The sequence below is a fragment of the Lysobacter gummosus genome, from assembly GCF_001442805.1.
GTDB classification, from domain to species: Bacteria; Pseudomonadota; Gammaproteobacteria; order Xanthomonadales; family Xanthomonadaceae; genus Lysobacter; species Lysobacter gummosus.
The window spans coordinates 1,334,323-1,351,952 of sequence record NZ_CP011131.1; the positions used below are offsets into that span (position 1 = coordinate 1,334,323).

17 protein-coding genes and 1 pseudogene are annotated in these 17,630 nt (G+C 59.3%); 9 read left to right on the plus strand and 9 right to left on the minus strand.

Annotated features, from left to right (window positions below; genetic code table 11):
• Nucleotides 1-21 precede the first annotated feature (21 nt).
• The 3 genes from LG3211_RS05395 to LG3211_RS05405 all read left to right on the plus strand — a co-directional run bounded on the left by LG3211_RS05395 (nucleotide 22) and on the right by LG3211_RS05405 (nucleotide 2,040).
• A complete protein-coding gene (locus tag LG3211_RS05395; protein WP_057941922.1) occupies nucleotides 22-450 on the plus strand; it encodes a helix-turn-helix domain-containing protein in 429 nt (142 codons plus the stop codon).
• 126 nt (nucleotides 451-576) lie between these two features.
• On the plus strand, nucleotides 577-1,305 hold the full coding sequence (locus LG3211_RS05400; RefSeq protein ID WP_057941923.1) for a hypothetical protein: 729 nt from the start codon (nucleotides 577-579) through the stop codon (nucleotides 1,303-1,305).
• Nucleotides 1,306-1,671: 366 nt separating this feature from the next.
• A complete protein-coding gene (locus LG3211_RS05405; RefSeq protein WP_148648762.1) occupies nucleotides 1,672-2,040 on the plus strand; it encodes a DNA-binding protein in 369 nt (122 codons plus the stop codon).
• 385 nt (nucleotides 2,041-2,425) lie between these two features.
• Here the strand turns inward: LG3211_RS05405 and LG3211_RS24735 are convergent, their stop codons facing one another.
• Nucleotides 2,426-2,713, minus strand: coding sequence for a DUF7673 family protein (locus LG3211_RS24735; RefSeq protein WP_083512332.1), 288 nt, complete (start codon nucleotides 2,711-2,713; stop codon nucleotides 2,426-2,428).
• Between the two features lie 409 nt (nucleotides 2,714-3,122).
• Nucleotides 3,123-3,923 (minus strand): GNAT family N-acetyltransferase, encoded by an 801-nt coding sequence (locus LG3211_RS05410; RefSeq protein WP_148648763.1) that lies wholly within the window; start codon nucleotides 3,921-3,923, stop codon nucleotides 3,123-3,125.
• 49 nt (nucleotides 3,924-3,972) lie between these two features.
• Between LG3211_RS05410 and LG3211_RS05415 the strand changes: the two genes are divergently transcribed.
• On the plus strand, nucleotides 3,973-4,518 hold the full coding sequence (locus LG3211_RS05415) for a hypothetical protein (RefSeq protein WP_148648764.1): 546 nt from the start codon (nucleotides 3,973-3,975) through the stop codon (nucleotides 4,516-4,518).
• Between the two features lie 100 nt (nucleotides 4,519-4,618).
• Here LG3211_RS05415 and LG3211_RS05420 read toward each other — a convergent pair whose 3' ends face one another.
• The 5 genes from LG3211_RS05420 to LG3211_RS05440 all read right to left on the minus strand — a co-directional run bounded on the left by LG3211_RS05420 (nucleotide 4,619) and on the right by LG3211_RS05440 (nucleotide 12,151).
• A complete protein-coding gene (locus LG3211_RS05420) occupies nucleotides 4,619-5,368 on the minus strand; it encodes a M48 family metallopeptidase (RefSeq protein WP_057941927.1) in 750 nt (249 codons plus the stop codon).
• A complete protein-coding gene (locus tag LG3211_RS05425) occupies nucleotides 5,365-8,661 on the minus strand; it encodes a type I restriction endonuclease subunit R (protein WP_057941928.1) in 3,297 nt (1,098 codons plus the stop codon). The genes LG3211_RS05420 and LG3211_RS05425 overlap by 4 nt, the downstream gene beginning before the upstream one ends.
• Nucleotides 8,658-9,800, minus strand: a complete 1,143-nt coding sequence (locus LG3211_RS05430) for a restriction endonuclease subunit S (protein WP_148648765.1) — start codon at nucleotides 9,798-9,800, stop codon at nucleotides 8,658-8,660. The genes LG3211_RS05425 and LG3211_RS05430 overlap by 4 nt, the downstream gene beginning before the upstream one ends.
• Nucleotides 9,801-9,945: 145 nt before the next feature.
• On the minus strand, nucleotides 9,946-11,523 hold the full coding sequence (locus LG3211_RS05435; RefSeq protein ID WP_057941930.1) for a type I restriction-modification system subunit M: 1,578 nt from the start codon (nucleotides 11,521-11,523) through the stop codon (nucleotides 9,946-9,948).
• 19 nt (nucleotides 11,524-11,542) lie between these two features.
• Nucleotides 11,543-12,151 (minus strand): restriction endonuclease subunit S, encoded by a 609-nt coding sequence (locus tag LG3211_RS05440; RefSeq protein ID WP_237049836.1) that lies wholly within the window; start codon nucleotides 12,149-12,151, stop codon nucleotides 11,543-11,545.
• Nucleotides 12,152-12,215: 64 nt separating this feature from the next.
• Here LG3211_RS05440 and LG3211_RS05445 point away from each other — a divergent pair, with 64 nt between their 5' ends.
• From LG3211_RS05445 to LG3211_RS05460, 3 genes are all read left to right on the plus strand, one after another.
• Complete coding sequence (locus LG3211_RS05445; RefSeq protein ID WP_057945299.1) at nucleotides 12,216-12,455, plus strand: hypothetical protein; 240 nt, start codon at nucleotides 12,216-12,218, stop codon at nucleotides 12,453-12,455.
• A gap of 53 nt (nucleotides 12,456-12,508) precedes the next feature.
• The gene (locus LG3211_RS05450; protein WP_057941931.1) at nucleotides 12,509-12,697 is read left to right on the plus strand and encodes a hypothetical protein; all 189 of its coding nucleotides are present in this window, start codon (nucleotides 12,509-12,511) and stop codon (nucleotides 12,695-12,697) included.
• Nucleotides 12,698-12,757: 60 nt separating this feature from the next.
• Nucleotides 12,758-13,899, plus strand: a protein-coding gene (locus LG3211_RS05460) for an IS3 family transposase (protein ID WP_148648703.1) whose coding sequence is annotated in 2 segments (ribosomal slippage) — nucleotides 12,758-12,995 and nucleotides 12,995-13,899 — 1,143 coding nt in all. Because the reading frame shifts where the segments join, the coding sequence is not laid out codon by codon here.
• Between the two features lie 7 nt (nucleotides 13,900-13,906).
• Here the strand turns inward: LG3211_RS05460 and LG3211_RS25465 are convergent.
• Together LG3211_RS25465 and LG3211_RS05465 are read right to left on the minus strand one after the other, a co-directional pair.
• Nucleotides 13,907-14,701, minus strand: a complete 795-nt coding sequence (locus LG3211_RS25465; RefSeq protein ID WP_148648766.1) for a hypothetical protein — start codon at nucleotides 14,699-14,701, stop codon at nucleotides 13,907-13,909.
• 269 nt (nucleotides 14,702-14,970) lie between these two features.
• Nucleotides 14,971-15,429 (minus strand): annotated as a pseudogene (locus LG3211_RS05465) (ABC transporter substrate-binding protein); the annotation flags it as partial.
• Nucleotides 15,430-15,682: 253 nt separating this feature from the next.
• Here LG3211_RS05465 and LG3211_RS05470 point away from each other — a divergent pair.
• Both LG3211_RS05470 and LG3211_RS05475 read left to right on the plus strand, forming a co-directional pair.
• Nucleotides 15,683-16,627, plus strand: coding sequence for a lipase family alpha/beta hydrolase (locus tag LG3211_RS05470; RefSeq protein WP_057941932.1), 945 nt, complete (start codon nucleotides 15,683-15,685; stop codon nucleotides 16,625-16,627).
• Nucleotides 16,628-16,630: 3 nt separating this feature from the next.
• Nucleotides 16,631-17,626, plus strand: coding sequence for a lipase secretion chaperone (locus tag LG3211_RS05475; RefSeq protein ID WP_057941933.1), 996 nt, complete (start codon nucleotides 16,631-16,633; stop codon nucleotides 17,624-17,626).
• The last annotated feature ends 4 nt before the right edge of the window (nucleotides 17,627-17,630 follow it).

Here is a 17,630-nt window from a genome sequence, read left to right on the forward strand (position 1 = left end):
TCCAAATCTTCGGCCTCGTCAATGCCTAACCTTAGTTCTGTCCTCAAGAGCGAGATCACGCGCCTAGCGCGCAAGGAAATCAAAGGCGCAATCGATCCGCTTCGTAGAGCGAATGCGGGCTACCGCCGCGAGATCGCGGAACTGAAGCGGAAAATTGCATCGCTGCAGCGAGATCTTAAGGCGTCGTCCAAATCATCAAGGGGCCGCGTCGCAGCGGCCGAGGAGCCGGCGGGTAACACGCGCTTTGTACCCAATGGATTGAAGTCGCTTAGAGCGCGACTCGGCCTGTCGGCCTCCGACTTCGGGTTGCTTGTTGGGGCTAGTGGCCAGTCGGTCTACAACTGGGAGGCAGGCAAGACGGTGCCCCGCGAAGCTCAGCAGGCGGCCCTTGCCGCAATTCGCAGCCTCGGCAAGCGCGAGGCCATAAGACGTCTCGAAGCGTTGGTGTGACCGCTCTCGCCTGCGGATTCAATCGATCGACGCAACAGATTGTTGATATCGTTCGGTCGGTGTTTCGTAGTCTAGCGTCTTCCTGGGTCGCATCGGTTAGCGGCACCTGGGCGGCAGAGGTAGCCCATGAACCGTGAGGAGTTGCAGCGGAAGGAGGAAGTGGAGTACGCCGCCCGCTTCTTCCACCACCACTTCGGACTTTTGCCTGAGTTTGAGACCCTACCCACCAGCAGCAGACCCGACGTGTGTGTAAGGTTCGAAGGTAAGCGAATCGGTATCGAGTTGACGCGAGCCGTCGACGGAGACCAAGCCGTGTTCGACAGCTTCGCCGACTACTTACTGGACGCTGCGCGGACACGGTACGCGGAGCTTGGCGGCAACACCGGAATGGTGATGGTCTCGCTGCGCCCTAGGTTCGCCGTCAGGGGACTTCGCGGGCAGGCGCTGGGCGTTGAGCTGGCCCAGGACCTGGCGGTGCTCTGGCGGGAACCTTCGGGGACAACGATTATCCGCGGCGAACAGCTATCGCAAGCGGTCCGGCGGGTCGTCAGCCAAGTTCGCGCGTTTCCGGTAGAAGGCGCGCAGAGCACCGTTTGGCAGTCGCCCATCTCCGCATGGGTGCAGGGAATTACCGTTGACCGGCTGCAACCAATCATCGACAAGAAAGGCGTGGAATTGGGTGTGTATCGGCAGATGGGTTGTGACGAGTACTGGCTGCTGATCTACGCGCGCCAGGGGAAGTCCGCTGAGATATTCGACGAAGCCTACGGCTTTGACAGTAGTGCATTGACTAGCCCGTTTGACCGAACGTTCTTCTACGACTGCTGGCGAAGCAAGGAGCTGGCTCAAGCATGAGCGGAGTTGACGGTCGCCTCGTGAACCTGTCCACGGCCAAGGATGCTAGCAACTAGGGAGCGCCGATCCATCCAAAGGCGATCGGCAACGTCGACGTCCGGCGGAGTATCCAGATCGGCCCACAACCAGGTTTGTGGAGAAGGGCCACGCCGGCGTTGCAAGACGATCTCGCAGTCTGAGGATTGCAACTCGGTTCAGACGCCTACTGACGTGGCTGACAACCATCATCAGGCAGATCTGGCGCAACGACGGCGCGGCGAACGAGCGTTGGCTAAACGCATCGGCTTCCGGCTGATCTCGAGTCCCGGGGACCTATGCTCGGGGCAGCGGCGTAAGCTGCAAACTACACATTTGGAGGTCCTCACTATGGCGTCCGAGATTCAGGAATCCAGCGAGCTCTTTCGTGAGTCGGGTCAAGAAGGTCTCTCGCCCACACGTTTCGCAAAATTGTTGGATATCACGGAAATGGAGCTCGCTTCGGCGCTTGGGGTGCATCTCAACGTGCTGCGCTTGCACCCCGAGGATGAACGCGTTCAAAGCCGCCTCAGTGCTTTTTCGGGTGTATTCGCTCGTCTATTGGAACTCAGGCCAGATCCCATTGCGGCGGCATTCCACATGAAGAACACGCCGATCCGCGTGTTGAGCCATCGCACGCTGTTCGAGGCAGTGAAGGACAACGATTCCCAAGAGGCCCTACGCTACTTACAGACGATCTCTGGCGGTCAGTCCGGATAGCGCCATTTCTTGGTGCCGTTCCAATAGAGGCGCATTCACCGAATGAGGTCCGGATAGAACCCCTCGAGGAACTTCGTCGGATTGCTCTAAGCACGAAATTCCGCTGGAAACCGACTGACGTCTCCGCGAGCCGCTCGGAGTTTTTCAACGGAATAGGTCGATAGCAGCCATTCGACCGCTTTAGCCATGATTATGCGGAGATGGATCTTTTTGCCGCACAAAACCCCCGACGTCGCAAGCACTGTCCGGCGTGCTGATGCTACACCGCTCGCGCGAAGCTGGCCGAAACCGCGATGAATCGCCGTGTTTCAGTGTGGGGCTCCCGGCAGAGGGGCAGCGGTGGCGAGTGGCATCGAAGAGATTTGCCGCCGACTGGCTCAAGAGGTCATTCCGTAATCAAGTGCGGTCGCCAGGTCCGTACGAGTCGCTCAAATTGTCGCGCATAGCCAAGTTTGTCCGGATGCCTTTGCACTTTCGCCACATAGATGATCAGCCTGAGCGCGCTGTCTCTAATGTTAGAGTCTAGGCACCACAGATCAGTTGGGTCGAATCCCCCGCATTCGTCTGCATTCCACCAAGACAATAGAAGGTTAGCAACACGGCGGCTCTGCCCCGTGTCGTTGCTCGCGACGTCGATTAACAGCTCCAAATCCTTCTTTATTTCGTCGTTCACGTTTTCCTCCGTTTGAATTTCTCAGCAGATCCGAATCGGTTCGCGGTCGAAGGTCGGGCGAGGCAATCCACAGCGCAGCGTCTAATCCAATGCTTCCATCGCGTTCCCGCCGAAGTGCGGAGATGAGCTCACCGATCTGAGCCCGCGGAGCGCCGTCGCGGTCAAATTGAAAGGCGGGGAACCAGAATTGCTCGCCATCCGAGGCGCCAAAGATCCTATTCGCAAGCCTCGCGTGAGTTGCGAGAGCCCCAGTGGCGGGCGAGCTCGAATCCAATGCGCTACCTGCTGCCTGCTCGTATACCAGCAGCCATCGTTCATTGCCGTCAGATATCGCAGCATCTCGATAGCAAGCATGACGAACTCCAGCGAAGCCGATGGGGCAAAACCCTCTATTCCAATGCTACCGCGGTCAACCGGAATCGCGCTCACGCATCCCAGGCGCTGCATTGATGATCTGATCAATAAACCAGCCGTTCTTGCACCGCACAACGCCAATGGCTTGGGATTCCTCGTACTTGGCCTTGTCAAGGTGCAGCCGCTTGCCGTCGACTTCGATCTCTACGACAACATCTCCAGCGTCGGGGTGGGGGGTCTCGTGGAACAAGACACGCTCGTCCAGCTTCACCGTGCCGCAGGAAAGCTTCCTTCCCGCAGTGATCTGTTCAGAGAAGGGCTCTGCGGATTCGGTCCACTTCCTATTTTCGGGATAGAACCGGATGACTACTCTAGTGTGCGCACCCCCATCCGGCAGAGGAAGGTGCTTTGGCAGAATGCGGAACGCGTTGTTTCGACCCATGTTGTCTTTAACTACTTTGAATCCCATTCGCTGCCAGAAGGGTATTGAGCAGGATGGTTTGCACTGGATATGCAGGAGGCACTGATCGTCCCGCAACGCCAATTGCACGCAGTGTTCGACCATTTTCCGGCCTATGCCGCGGCCTCGATAGTCGTACTTAACCTGTAAGATTCCCGAGTGGAGCAGGCGGCCGAGTTGAAACGCCACAGGGAGTCCAGTGGCCCCGTCGATATATACGAGCAGTTCCCCATCACGATCCGACCGCTCGATGATTGACCAGTTGCATAGAAAGTTGCCAGGAACGCTCTGAGCTTCTTCTTCCTCAAGCCATTGGCGAATCGCCTTGATATCCGTCGCCCGCGACCGCCTGATCGATGACCGCTGGCGCAACTTGGGCCGTCCTGCGTTTGTCATGAGTGTGTCCGTGTATAAGCGAACATCAATTCTGTAGGTGAGACAGTAAATGTCAAAGACGGTTTGGCTGCTCGGCACGCGGCACGATTTTCACGGGCTCGCACCAGCATGGATTCCAACCCATGTGCGCGAATTTGTGAACCGATGCGCGGAGATTGTCTCGGAGTTTGGATTGACGGCCGTAGGTGAGGAGGCGTCTCAGGAGTCGATTGGCGCGTTTGCTAAGGATGCGTTCGGAGGAAGCTCGGCGCTCGGGCAGTGGTGCGATTCGCGGGGGCTTCATTATCTGGCGTTTGACCTGACTGACGAAGAATGCATTCGCCTTGGCATACCAGACAGTCTCTCTTCGAAGCGAGCCGAGAATGAGGGCGACATGGACTTGGCCCAGCGCCTCAGCGCAGAACGCTTCAATGAGCGTGAAGTGGAATGGATACGGCGACTCAGCCTGCTGGATTCGCCTTCCTTGCTAGTTCTAGGGGCGTGGCATGTCGCCAGCATGCAAGAGAAGCTCGCCGCAGACGGCTGGGATGTAAGCGTTGTTGACGACAACTGGACGCCAAGTGACGCTCTGTCGAACGATATCGGAAATGGCTAAGTGGATTTAGTCTCACTGATCAGCGCACCGAGTTGGTGTTCTCAGAACAGGGACGGCCACGATGGAGAGGTCGCGACGACGCAAGAAGCCGACAGAGCCTCTAGGTAGCGAGAATAGCGTCTGCCATATCGTCCAAACGGATCTTGATTCGGCGCCACCCCGGCAGGTGCATGTCTAGCAACCGATAGAACCTCGCTCCATGGTTATGCTCTTTCAGGTGGCAAAGCTCGTGCGTAAGCACGTAGTCAATGCACTGCTTCGGAGCCCGAACCAAATCCGGATTAAGCGTGATTCGACCTCGTGGCGAACAACTCCCCCATTGCACCTTCATCGCCCTAAACGATACAGGTGGCATCACCTTCACCCATCGCAACTGCTTGGAAACCTCTGCAAGCCGATCTGCCAGGACAGATCTTGCGCGGTTTCGATACCAATCATGCAGGGCCTTCTTTACCGATGCTGGCGAACTGTCAACGGTACTGACTTCAATGTACCCGCCCCGAATTCGAACAGACCTAGCGTTCGACTCCCCTATAACTTTCAAGCGATATCGGCGGCCGAGGTAGTAGATCGTCTCTCCGCTCACATACTCCCTTGTTGTAGCGAGCCTCAGTCGATCTTCAATCTCAGATAGGCGCTTGTAGATCCAGGTCACACGCCTCATTGCTGCGAGCCTGATCTCCGAATCGGAAGCAAGAGCAGGGGCATCTATCAGTACTCGTCCGCTAGGCTCAATGTGAATTGAAATGCTGCCCTTCGTACGCGAGTCGGATCGACGAACCGCACATCTAATCCTGTGCTCTCCATACCGGAGGGCCAGACTCGACCGAGATTCTTGGGAATGTTTCATTCGCGGCTAAGCCCAACCCTGGTGATCTGAATGATCTGCTCGACCGCCGATCGCGCATGGTCCAGTCCTATCCGCGGAAAAAGGTCCGGCAACAGCTTCTTGCGAATCGCCGCCTCGATGCTCTGCGGATTCAGCGAGTTCTCTGCGACGGCATCGCGCACCACTTTGTCGATCGCGAAGGAGAGATCAATGAACTGGTTCCTGTCGGACTCTGGCATGGCCTCGATCACGTCCTCGCCCAGCGTCATCCGGATAACCCCGTAGTACGCCTTAGCTGGTCGATTCCCATCAAACCTGTTGGGGATGCCTGGAGTTTCAAGACTTTCCAAGCGGTCCGCGAACTTCTTGAACAATGCGTACTGCTTCAAAGGGTGTTCGAACATCGCCTCAGCCTCGGCGATAGCCTGTTTCAGCAATTCACCGAAGACTGTCTGCGCATACGGATCAGTCGCAAGGTCCTGCTCAATGGTCCTGCGCACGCGGGTTCGAATGATGTCGGTTTCGTTGCGGGTCTTGTCCTCGGACCATGTCTCCGGATCCTCAGCCTGCCCTAGCTGATGCACCACATACACACCTTCGGGCTCGCGCACTTCCTTGCCAATGACCTGCTTGTCCACCAGCCGTCTGATCTGCTCCTCGTAGACGCTGTAGTCCACAGTCTCCATCGCGTCGCGACGAGCGATCTTGCGCAGGTCAGAGAAGAAACGCAGGTCATCTTTGTAGCGGCGGATCAGGTCCTCGGAGAAGCTGCGGTCCTCGAAGAAGTTGCGCGAAGACAAAGCAGTCTGCAGGCACAGGCCAAACTCGGTCAGCGCCGCATAGAAGTCGTCGCGCAGCTTCTGGCGCTCGTCATATTCCTCGCCCTCGCCGTCGGAGACGAACCGCGGGCTCAGCACCTGGCGGTACTGCTCTGTGTCCTTGCGGTTGGCCACGCCTCTGAAGAACGACCACAACCTATCGTGCAGTCCCGGCAGCTGCTTGTACTCCGTGCTGAAAGACTGGTAGAGCCCTTCAATATCAGCGATGTCAAACCCACCCTGGGTTCGCGACTCCAAGTCTTGGTAGGCACGGACGGCGGTATCCAACTCTTCCAGGATTCCGCGATAGTCCACCAACACGCCGTAGCGCTTGGCGTCATGCAGACGATTGACCCGCGCCACAGCCTGAATCAGGTTGTGCCCCTTGAGCGGTTTGTCGATGTAGAGCACGGCATTGCGCGGTTCGTCGAAGCCGGTCAACAGCTTGTCGACGACGATCAACAAGTCCGGATCGCCGTCGCTGCCGAAGTTCTGCAGCACATCCTTCTCGTACTGCTCCGGATCGAGCCTATGATCGATGATGGTCTGCTTCCACCATTTCTGCACCTCAGGCAGCGCATCTTCGTCCACCTCGCTATTGCCCTCGCGGGTGTCCGGGGCAGAGATCACCACAGCACTACTGACCAACCCGGTTTCATCGAGGGCACGTTTGTAGCGGATCGCGTCCTGCTTGCTGTCGGTTGCGACCTGCCCCTTCAGGCCGAGATCTAGTTGTTTGATGTTCTGGTCGAAGTGTGTAGCGATATCCCAGGCGATCAGTTCGATTCGGTTGGCGGCGCCATAGACGGCGCGCTTGCTGGCGAACTTCTTCTTCAGGTCCGAACTTTGCGCCTCGGATAGCCCAGCGGTGATCTTGTCGAACCAGCGGTTGACTGCTTCCTGATTGATGTCCAATTCCGGCACGCGCTCCTCGTATAGCAGCGGCGCTACCGTCTCGTCCTCAACCGCCCGCTGCATCGAATACGCGTGAACTATCGGGCCGAACTTGTTGGAAGTCTTTTCGTCCTTCAGCAACGGGGTGCCGGTAAAAGCGATGTAGGCGGCTTTCGGCAATGCCTTCCGCATGCGCTCATGAGTCTCGCCACCGTGGCTGCGGTGACCTTCATCCACCAGGACAATCAGATTTGGCGAATCATTACGGCATTCCGGCAACTTGGATGCCGTGTTGAACTTCTGCACCAGCGAGAAGGTGATGCGTTCGCTGCCGTGACCGATGCGCTTGGCTAGATCGCGACCGGTGGTTGCCTTGCTGCGCTCGCCCTCCTTCTTGGTCGCGACCGATGAACCGAACGCGCCGCCGGTGATGAAGTTGCGCGAGAGTTGGGTCTCCAGGTCGATGCGGTCGGTCACAACCACTACCCGGCACTCTTTCAAGGCGTCCTCGAGTAGCAGTGCCTTGCTCAAGAACACCATCGTGAAACTCTTGCCCGAACCGGTGGTGTGCCAGAGCACGCCACCCTCGCGGCCGCCGTCGGGACGGAGCTGGCGAATCCGCGCTAGTAGGGCGCGAATACCAAAGAACTGCTGGTAGCGCGCCACCACCTTGCCGACCTTGCGATCGAACAGCACGAAACCGCGCAGCATTTCCAGCATCCGCCCTGGCGTCAGCAAGCCAGCCAGCAGGCGATCCTGATCCGTGGGCAACATGGGTTGCGACCACAAGGACGCGAAGTAGGCCCGCAGTCGCGGCGGCTTGTCGTGGAATAGCGCGTCTTGCGTGGCCGCCGGCAGGATGCGGTTCTTGAGCATGGACAGCTGCGCGTCGTCGAATTGTTCCTCTCGCCAGCGTGCCCAGAACTTGGCCGCAGTATGAGTAGTGCCATAGCGGCCATCGGTCTGGCTGATCGACAACAGCAGTTGCGCGTAGGCGTACAACTGCGGAATCTCATCCTGGCGCTGGTTGCGCAGGTGCTGGCTAATGCCCTCGACCACCATGGCTTTGCCGCCATGCCCGGATTCCGGACGCTTGGCCTCGATCACCATCAGTGGAAGACCGTTGACATAGCCCACGATGTCCGGCGTGCGGTGGTGCGTGCCGTGCATGGACAGTACATCGCACTCTTCAGTCACATCCCACAGGTTGGCGGCCGGATCGACCCAGTCGATGATCGGAATGGTGGGCTGGTGCTTCTTGCCGTCGGGCATGAACTCGGTAACGGTGATGCCGAATGCCAGCTTGGCGTACAAGTGTTCGTTAGCAGCAAGCAGACCCTCGCCCAGCGGCAGTGCCGAAAGTTCACGCACGATCTGGTCGATTGCGCTAGGCGACAGCGGATAGCGCTCGCCCTTGTAGTCGAAGCGTCGCTGCTGCAGGACTTCGATCAGACGCGGCTTCAGCAGCACCTCGCGGGTACCGCCGCGTAGCGCCAGACAATCAGCGACACCGAGGTAGTGCCAACCGAGGTTGACCAACAAGTGCAGTGCGGGTAGTTGTGCGCTGACCTGCTCGCGGGTATCGGGGGCGCTATCGTTCATGCGGACTCAGCCTCAAGCAACTCGTCCGTTGGAGTGCCTCGCTTGCCGCCAAGAAGCCTTTGCATCAAGGCGAATTTCTCGCTCTTAAGTGACGAAATCTGCTCGGCATGCGCAAGCACTTGCCGTTCACTTGTATCGAGCAAAGCCGCAATCCTTCTCTGCTCTTCGATAGCAGGCACATGAATGTGCAACTTCATTAGCTGCGGTTTGGACAGATTAAAACGTGTGTATCCCTGTGCGATCTGATCGAGACTTCGACGCAGCGCAGGCCCCCTAAACAGGAACCTGGCGAATTCGGGCAGTAGCACGCTGAAATTGTGCAGCCGGAAGCCAACGCAGAAACTATTTAGGTAAAGCTCTTCAACTTCCTCTAACAGAACAGAAGCCGTGCCTAACTCTTCCGGAGTTTCCGATGATGCCGTGAAGAAGATATCGCCATATCGGCAGGCATTCTGAGCTTCCCCCTTTCGGACGTCGACCAGGTCAAGTGCCGTCAAATCTATCTTGCTATTCGCAAATATATTGGCGTACGGAACAAACGGCTTCCCGTGACCGAAGTCTTCGCGTGACTTTCCCGACAATCCTCCATAAGTTCCCCCAATTGCTCCAAGCCGCACCGAAGCCCACTCAGACTCGAAACCGGGCAGACGCTGACGGCCAACTGTAAGGTCAGCAAGAATCTTCTTATGGAGGTCCGTTTGTAGCGAAAATAGGCGCTCGGTGGCGCTGATGGCCTGATCCCATTCTGACAAAAGACGGGCCGTGCGCATTTGCACAGGAAGGGCCGGAATGCTCACCGGAATGCGCATGAAATCGTCTGGATAGAGTCGCAGGCGATCGTCTGTCAGACCATATGAGTACGCCCAGAATAGGTAGCTCATACGCGGCGTCTTGAAAAGGTATGACGCGTACAGCGGATCCACATCTGCCCGTGGCTTTAGGACCACATATGCTGGGCTAACAAGCCCTTCGCGGTCAGCCAGCCCAAAGGCGCCTTGCCACATCCGCATGGTGTTGTATGCGATGTCTCCGGGCTTGACGAGAAGATGTTCTTTCGCGGATAGGTTGGTTTCCTGCTTGCGCTCGAGTTGCTCCCGATCGACCAGCCCGTCGTTCATGGTTACCGAGAACAGCGGCAATCCTGGCCGCCCTCTTTCCCGTCGGCTCTCGAATAGGTCACCAAGTCGGCAGTTGCCCTGATAAATCACTCAGGCCCTCCTATCTTTCGAACAAGCCATTGACGAAGCTTCCTGATCCATCGGCGACAACTGGGTAGTGAGGCACTCAGTCATAGCCCAGCTCCCGCAGGTAACCCGTCATCTGCTGTTCCAGCCGGGCCAATTCAGTCTTGAGCTGCTCGCGCTGCTTGCGCACGGCCATCAGGTCGACACCTTCTTCTTCCTCGAAGGTATCGACATAGCGTGGGATGTTGAGGTTGTAATCGTTCTCCGCCATCTCCGCTGGGCTGGCCAAGTAGGCGTACTTGTCGACGCTCTTGCGCGCCTTGACGGTATCAAGAATGCGCTGCAAGTCGCCTTCGCGCAGGTAGTTCTGATTCTTGCCGTCTTGGTAGTCGCCGCTTGCATCGATAAACAGCACCTTGTCGTCCGCCTTCTTCTTGCGGAACACGAGAACGGCTGCGGGAATGCCGGTGCCGTAGAACAACTTCTCCGGTAAGCCAATGACCACATCGAGCAGGTTCTCTTCGATCAACAGCTTGCGGATACGTCCCTCGGCAGCGCCGCGGAACAGCACGCCATGCGGCACTACGACCGCCATACGGCCGCTCCGCGGCTTCATGGTTTCGATCATGTGCAGGATGAAGGCGTAGTCGCCTTTGGTTCGAGGTGGCACACCACGCCGGAAGCGGCCGTAGGGATCGCCATCGGCACCGTCATGCCCCCATTTCTCCAGCGAGAACGGTGGATTGGCGACGACGATATCGAAATGTTTGAGGCTGACTGGCTTTAACGCCTGCTTCGGGGCTTGCTTCGACTTGCCGTTGACGACAAAGGGGGATTCCCGAGCATCGCTATCCAGCAGCTTCGGATTGCGAATCGTGTCGCCCCACTCAATACGGTGGTTGTCCTCGCCGTGCAGGAACATATTCATCTTAGCCAGCGCCCAGGTGCTGCCGATGGCCTCCTGTCCGTACAAGGCGTACTTGCGTGAGCCGGTGCGCTCGCGGATCAGGCGACCACACTTCATCAGCAGTGAGCCGGAACCGCAGGTGGGATCGCAGATTTCGTCGCCTTCCTTTGGCTCCATAAGGCGCGCCATCAGAGTGGAGACTTCCGGTGGGGTGTAGAACTCGCCGGCCTTCTTGCCGCTTGTGGAAGCGAAATTCTTGATCAGGAACTCGTAGGCATTGCCAATGATGTCGAGTTGGCCGATACGGCTTGGGCGCAGGTTGAGTTCCGGCTTGGCGAAATCTTCCAGCAAATGACGCAGGATGTCGTTCTTCTGCTGCTCGTCGCCCAACTTGTTGGAGTTGAAGCTGATGTCCTGGAACACATCGCGCAGCTTGCCAATGTTGGCGTCCTCGATGGCGTGCAGGGCCTTGTCGATACGTTCGCCGTTCCCAGGCGAGTGGCGCTTGTCGTGCAGCGCATAGAAATTAGCCTTGGCGGGCAGCACGAAGCGTTCGTTCTTGAGCATTTCCTCAATCAACTCAGCGTGATCGCCGTACTGGGCCTTGTACTCGTCGTAATGATCCTGCCAGACGTCAGAGACGTACTTCAGGAACAGCATAGTCAGGACGTAGTCCTTATAGACGCCTGGGTCTACGACACTGCGGAAGGTGTCGCATGCGGCCCACACGGTTGCATTGATGGTGTCTTGGGCGATGTCGGTTGTGCTCATTTGTTAATCCGTGTGGTGGTTAGCCGAGCAGACGCTCGGCGACAGCCGCGAGTTCAGCCTCGCGGTTGTTGATCAGGGCCTTCAGGGCTTCTCGCTCCGCGTTTGCAGTGCGCTCGAGTTCGATGACGGCGCGCTGCTGCTCGATCGGGGGAATCCGGATTTCGACTTTCTCCAGCTCTGTGCGGCGGATGCTGAGTTGGTGACTGCCTTCGGCCGACTGATGCAGGTATCGCTGCGCCGGTAGCTGATTGAGCTGCCAGGCCAGGAAGCCGGGAAGCAGGCGCTGCAGCTGCGTTACCCGAATTACATAGAGATGGGGCGAGCAGACCGTCCGCTGCGGGGGATCGTCTAGCAATACGGCGTAGTTGCTCGTGCCACGGGCAACAAAAAGCAGATCCTGGTCGCGCAGCCAATCTGGCCCCTTCCGACCATCCACCTCCGTCGTAATGAGTGAGTCGCAGTCCCTGAGACCCGCCCGGGTTAAATCCTTCATCTGAATGACTCGGACATTGCCGGTGGGTGCCTCGGGGATGGCGCCGCGAAAGGGGTAACCCTGCCTCACGTCAGCGACAGCCCCCAAAGTGATTATTTTTGCGTCATTTCGCATGATGCGAATAATGATTGACATCTAGCCGAACGTCAACTATTGTTTTTATGCACCATCGTCAATGATGCTTAATAAGGAGACCGTTGTGGCAAAGAACGAGAAGTCCTCCCCGCGTGTCGCCCGTACCGCCTCGAGCGTCCTGAGAGATTCGGGCGCCAGCCAGACCGCCAAGTCATTGGCTGGCAGCGCCCTGTCCCAAGCCAAGACTTCCAAGGAAACGTCGGGCTCGGTCGCCACCAAGGCCGCCAAGGCCCTGGATGACGGCCGCAGCAGCCGGACTACCAAGACCCTGGCCGGTAGCGTGCTGACGCAAAAGCGGAAGTAACCCCACAGGCCCGCCACCCTATCGGCGGCGGGCCCCTACTCGAGACAGCAAAGATGGATAGCTTGGCCCCGTCGGACAATGTGGTTCTTCGTGAGGCGCTCGCCGCGCAGCTGTTGGGGCGGGTGGCCGATTCGCTCGATATCACGCCTACCCAGTTTGAGCGGGCCAAGCAGGCCTACGAAGCAATCACCGGGGTGGTCACTACTAGCCGCGATGCTCGACTGGCGTCAGCAAAGGTTTGAATCGCCCAGGGTTTCGTAGACATCTCGCAGCCATAAACTATGGCTTAAGTGGAGGTGGTTATGAGCGCGAAGCGATACACCGATGAGTTCAAGATCGAAGCGGTCCGTCAGATCGTGGAGTACGGGCGGCCGGTGGCCGAAGTAGCCGAGCGCCTGGGCGTGTCGGTGCACAGCCTGTACGGCTGGCGGCGTCAGCAAGGCAAAAGCGATGTGGTTCGTCGTGTGGAAAAAGATCAGAACGCGGACGTGCGACGCCTGAAGGCAGAACTTCGGCGCGTGACTGAAGAACGAGACATCCTAAAAAAAGCCGCCGCGTACTTTGCCAAGGGGTAAAGGTGAAGTACGCCTTCATGAAGCAGCACGCCGACGAGTTCGGCCTGGCCGCAATGTGCCGTGTCTTGGGCATAAACCGCAGCGGTTACTACGCTTGGCTTCACGCGCCGGCCAGTGCGCGTGCACGCGACGACCAACGTCTGTTGGGATTGATCAAGCACAGTTGGTTGGAAAGCGGCTCGATCTACGGCCATCGCAAGATCACCACGGACCTGCGCGAGTTGGGTGAAACGTGCAGCAAACACCGCGTTGCGCGTTTGATGAAGCAAGAAGGGCTGCGCGCCATGGTGGGCTACGGCCGGCGGCCGCGGCCGTTGAGCGGGCCGATCGGCGCCGTCGCCAACAACGTGCTGGCGCGTGAGTTCACAGCGCAAGAACCCAATCGGGCCTGGGTGACCGACATCACCTACATTCGCACCCACGAAGGCTTCTTGTACTTGGCCGTCGTGCTCGATCTGTTCTCCCGCAGGATCGTGGGCTGGGCCACGCGTCCAACGCAGCACTCCGATCTGGTGCTGCAGGCGCTGCTAGCGGCGGTGTGGCGACGCAAGCCCGCGCCTGGTTTGCTCTTGCACTCGGATCAAGGCAGTCAGTTCACGAGCGAAGACTGGCAGAGCTTTTTGAAGGCCCACGGCATCGTGTGCAGCATGAGCCGACGCGGTAACTGTCACGACAACGCCGCGATGGAAAGCTTCTTCCAGTTGCTCAAGCGCGAACGGGTTAAGCAACGGATCTACCATACCCATGACAAAGCACGAGGCGATGTGTTCGATTACATCGAGCTGTTCTACAACCCCAAACGACGGCACAGTTCCAACAATGGCCTGTCCCCGATAGAGTTTGAAAGGCGGTACGCACTAAACGGCTGACGACTGTCTACAAAAACCTGGGCGATTCAAAGATATCGCCCTGAAACCAATACTTCCGGCACATCCCTGGCAGCACATCACACGCCCACAGGTTTAGAAGCTCGGATAGGCGAGGCCCTCCAAAAAATGCAAGCAGCCAAATTGCTTTGAAGGTCGGATTTTTCTCTGCCTGGATTAAATTCCAAGCAAATTCTTCTGTCATGCCTGCGAATCCGTCCGCGCCGCCGCGACTGCTGGTCCTTCTCGGGATTCTGATGCGTTCCTGCTTTGGCCCTCTTCGTATCGCTAAATGGCTAAAGAAATCACGCTCATTGCAAGCCATCAAACGCCAGAAGCTGCGCTGGTCCTTAGTGGGAGCAGGCAGAGGTACAGTCTGGGACCCTAGGATAGGCAGGTAACCATACGCTCTTTCGCAAAAATCACTGTACGCCCCTATGTTTCGGACCTCGATTTCCAAGGCTTTGCGGGACATTGGAACCCAACCAAGGTCGGGGTCACCCTTCGCACGCTTGAGGATGTAACTCTCTAGGAGTCGCCGGAGTCCTTGCTCATCGAGCGTGGGCCGCTTCTCGGATATGTAGTACCGAACCAAGTGAGCAATGCTGCTGACCAAGTGCGTAATTCGCTGGTAAGGCCGTTGCCGATCCACCTCCGCAAAGGCCATCGACAGAGGCTCAGCGAGCACCTCAACTTGATCCTGCCCCCCGACCCAAATCGCGGGTGCAACAGCACCATCCGCGCGCGTCACCTCAGCCGTGGTTATGCCGTCTGGTAGCGTTCGTAAAAAGCCTTGCAATGCCATACAAAATGCCTCCCGAACCACTTCTGGTCCGAACCCAATACCGAATCGGTTTTCTTGGGTGAGGCATCGGCAAGCGCTGGCGCGATGGCATCACTAATAGAAAAAAGCCCCGACCATTGCAGTCAAGGGCATGCGCTATTTGCCACCCAATGGCGAGCGGCAAGGGAACGCTACCACATAGGGGTATTAGCCACAGCTTGGTGCACGATCCCTAGCTGCCATTCGGGGCTCAAACTCCCTTCAGGATATGAAATCGGTAGGGGCAACTAACCGGTGATCTGCGGCGTGTCCCATTCTTCGAAATACACCCGCGGCCGCCGCGGCAGCGCGGCGGCGCGTTCGCGCGCAACGGCGATGCGGCGTTCCAGATCGGCGGCCAGTTCCGCCGCGCGGTCGCCGGCGCCGACCAGCGCGCCTAGCCGGCGCACGTAATCGACGATGCCCTCGACGCTGCGGTGATTGCTGATCCACACCTCGATGCCGTGCTTGATCAGCTCGCTGGCGATCTCGGCCTGAATGTCGGAAAAGCCGACGACGAAGTCGGGCTTCAGCTTGAGGATTTCGCCGATCTTGGCGCTGGTGAAGGCGCTGACCTTGGGCTTTTCCTTGCGCGCGATCGCCGGGCGCACGGTGAAACCGCTGATGCCGACGATGCGGTGCTGCTCGCCGAGCAGATACAAGGTCTCGGTGGGTTCCTCGGTGAGGCAGACGATGCGTTGCGGGCCCATGAATCCAACGGCTGACGGCGGGAGGGGGATTGTCGGCCAGCGAGCGGGCAAGCGCGAGCGAGGGCGGGTGTCCGGATCGCGCAATTTCGCCGCAGTGCAGCAATTCCGGGGCCGAATTCAGCTTCGTCGAGCCCCATTCATATCTCGAAGTCACAATTCACGTGGCTATGGTGCAGCGCGGCGTGTGTGTTCCATACCTGTTCGTACAGTCGGGTCGTCGGCTGCCGACGTCCACACACGACCGGGAGGGATCATGTCGCGACTCCATCTGGGCCGCCTGATCGGCGCGCCGTTGCTGCTGGCGCTGCTGTTGTGCGCCAGCGCGTTCCCCGCGTCGGCCGACGACTACACCAAGACCCGCTATCCGGTGGTGCTGGTGCACGGCTTGTTCGGCTTCGACGCCATCGGCGGCGTCTACGACTACTGGTTCGGCATCCCGCAGGCTTTGCGCTCCGGCGGCGCCGAGGTCTACGTGGCCCAGGTCACCGCGGCCAATTCGAATGAAGTGCGCGGCGAAGAACTGATCGATCAGCTCGAAACCCTGCGGGCTCTGCACGGCTACGCCAAGTTCAATCTGATCGGCCATAGCCAGGGCGGCCCGACCGCGCGCTATGTCGCCTCGGTGCGTCCGGATCTGGTCGCGTCGATGACCTCGGTCGGCTCGCCGCACGCCGGCAGCAAGGTCGCCGATTTCGTCGGCACCACGCTGCCCGAAGGCTCGCCGTTGCGGCCGCTGGTGGCGTCGTTCGTCAACGCCTTCGCCGATCTGATCGGATTGTTGTCGGGCAGCAACAACAGCCAGGATTCGCTGGCGGCGCTCAAAGCGCTCGACAGCGCCGGCGCGGCGCGCTTCAACGCGCGCTATCCGCAAGGCAAGCCGGCGACGGCCTGTGGCGCGGGCGCGGGCAAGGTCGACGGAATCGCCTATTACTCCTTCGGCGGTACTTCGAACTCGACGAACTTCTTCGACGGCTCCGATATCGCGATGATCGCCGGCGGCCTGCTGTTCGGCGGCGAAGCCAACGACGGCCTGGTCGGTCGCTGTTCCTCGCACTGGGGCCAGGTGATCCGCGACGACTACGACTGGAACCATCTCGACGAGGTCAACCAGATCGCCGGCCTGCGCGGCGTTTTCAGCTCGAACCCGACCAGCGTCTACCGCGCGCAGGTCAACCGGCTCAAGAACGCGGGCCTGTAAGCCATGCGCTCGGTCGCATCGATTTTCGCGATGGCCTGCGCCGCGGTGCTTGCGATCGCGGCAATCTTCGCGGTCGGGCGCTGGTTCGAAACGCCGCGGCTGTGGGCGGCGCCGGTGGTCAGCAGCGGGCCGGCCAGTCGCATTTCCGATCCCGACATCGGCGGCGAACGCAATGCCGTCGACGATCCGGCCGCTGTCGCCGTGGGCGACTCGCTGCGCGACACCGATGTGGACGGCGCGGTGCGCCTGGACGCGCAAGGCCAGCCGATTCCGGATCGCGAGCTGCGCCGCCTGTTCGATTACTTCCTGAGCCGCAGCGGCGAGCAGTCGCCCGAAGCGATCCGCTCGGCCTTGCTCGAACATCTGCAATCGCGATTGGCGCCGCCGGCGTTGGCGACGGTGCTGGCGTGGTTCGATGCGTATCTGCTGCTGGAACACGATTCGGCGACGCTGGCGCAGGCCAGCGACGACCGCGAGCACACCTTCGCGCGAGTGCGCTCGCTGCGCCGCGAGCGCCTGGGCGAAGCCCTGGCCGATGCCTGGTACGGGGAAGAAGAGCGTGCCTTCGAACTGGCGGATGCGCGCAGCAAACTGTTGGCCGAGCGCGGCTTGAGCGAGGCCGAACGCAACCGGCGCCTGGCCGAACTCAACGCCATGTCGGCCGATGCGACGCCGCAGGCGGCGCAACTGGACGAGGCGCTGCGGCAGAACCGCGAGTTCGAACTTGCCGGCGTCGATGCCGCCACCCGTTATGCCGAGCGCGAAGCACAGTTCGGCGCGCAGGCCGCGCAGCGCCTGGGCGAACTGGATCAGCGCCGCGCGCAATGGCAACTACGGCTGCGCAGTTACGCCGCGCAGCGCCAGAGCGTGCTCGCCGACAACGCGCTCAGCCAGAGCCAGCGTCAGCAGCGGCTGGACGCGCTGCTCGCGCGCTTCGACGCCAACGAACAAAGGCGGGTGGATGCCTTGACGCGTAACGGAAAGCTGCCGGGGCAGTGAGCCG

Coding starts and splice junctions, on each gene's coding strand:
- LG3211_RS05395 (WP_057941922.1), top strand. CDS start 22: ATGCCTAACCTTAGTTCTGTCCTCAAGAGCGAGATCACGCGCCTAGCG.
- LG3211_RS05400 (WP_057941923.1), top strand. CDS start 577: ATGAACCGTGAGGAGTTGCAGCGGAAGGAGGAAGTGGAGTACGCCGCC.
- LG3211_RS05405 (WP_148648762.1), top strand. CDS start 1,672: ATGGCGTCCGAGATTCAGGAATCCAGCGAGCTCTTTCGTGAGTCGGGT.
- LG3211_RS05410 (WP_148648763.1), bottom strand. CDS start 3,923: ATGACAAACGCAGGACGGCCCAAGTTGCGCCAGCGGTCATCGATCAGG.
- LG3211_RS05415 (WP_148648764.1), top strand. CDS start 3,973: ATGTCAAAGACGGTTTGGCTGCTCGGCACGCGGCACGATTTTCACGGG.
- LG3211_RS05420 (WP_057941927.1), bottom strand. CDS start 5,368: ATGAAACATTCCCAAGAATCTCGGTCGAGTCTGGCCCTCCGGTATGGA.
- LG3211_RS05425 (WP_057941928.1), bottom strand. CDS start 8,661: ATGAACGATAGCGCCCCCGATACCCGCGAGCAGGTCAGCGCACAACTA.
- LG3211_RS05435 (WP_057941930.1), bottom strand. CDS start 11,523: ATGAGCACAACCGACATCGCCCAAGACACCATCAATGCAACCGTGTGG.
- LG3211_RS05440 (WP_237049836.1), bottom strand. CDS start 12,151: ATGTCAATCATTATTCGCATCATGCGAAATGACGCAAAAATAATCACT.
- LG3211_RS05450 (WP_057941931.1), top strand. CDS start 12,509: ATGGATAGCTTGGCCCCGTCGGACAATGTGGTTCTTCGTGAGGCGCTC.
- LG3211_RS25465 (WP_148648766.1), bottom strand. CDS start 14,701: ATGGCATTGCAAGGCTTTTTACGAACGCTACCAGACGGCATAACCACG.
- LG3211_RS05470 (WP_057941932.1), top strand. CDS start 15,683: ATGTCGCGACTCCATCTGGGCCGCCTGATCGGCGCGCCGTTGCTGCTG.
- LG3211_RS05475 (WP_057941933.1), top strand. CDS start 16,631: ATGCGCTCGGTCGCATCGATTTTCGCGATGGCCTGCGCCGCGGTGCTT.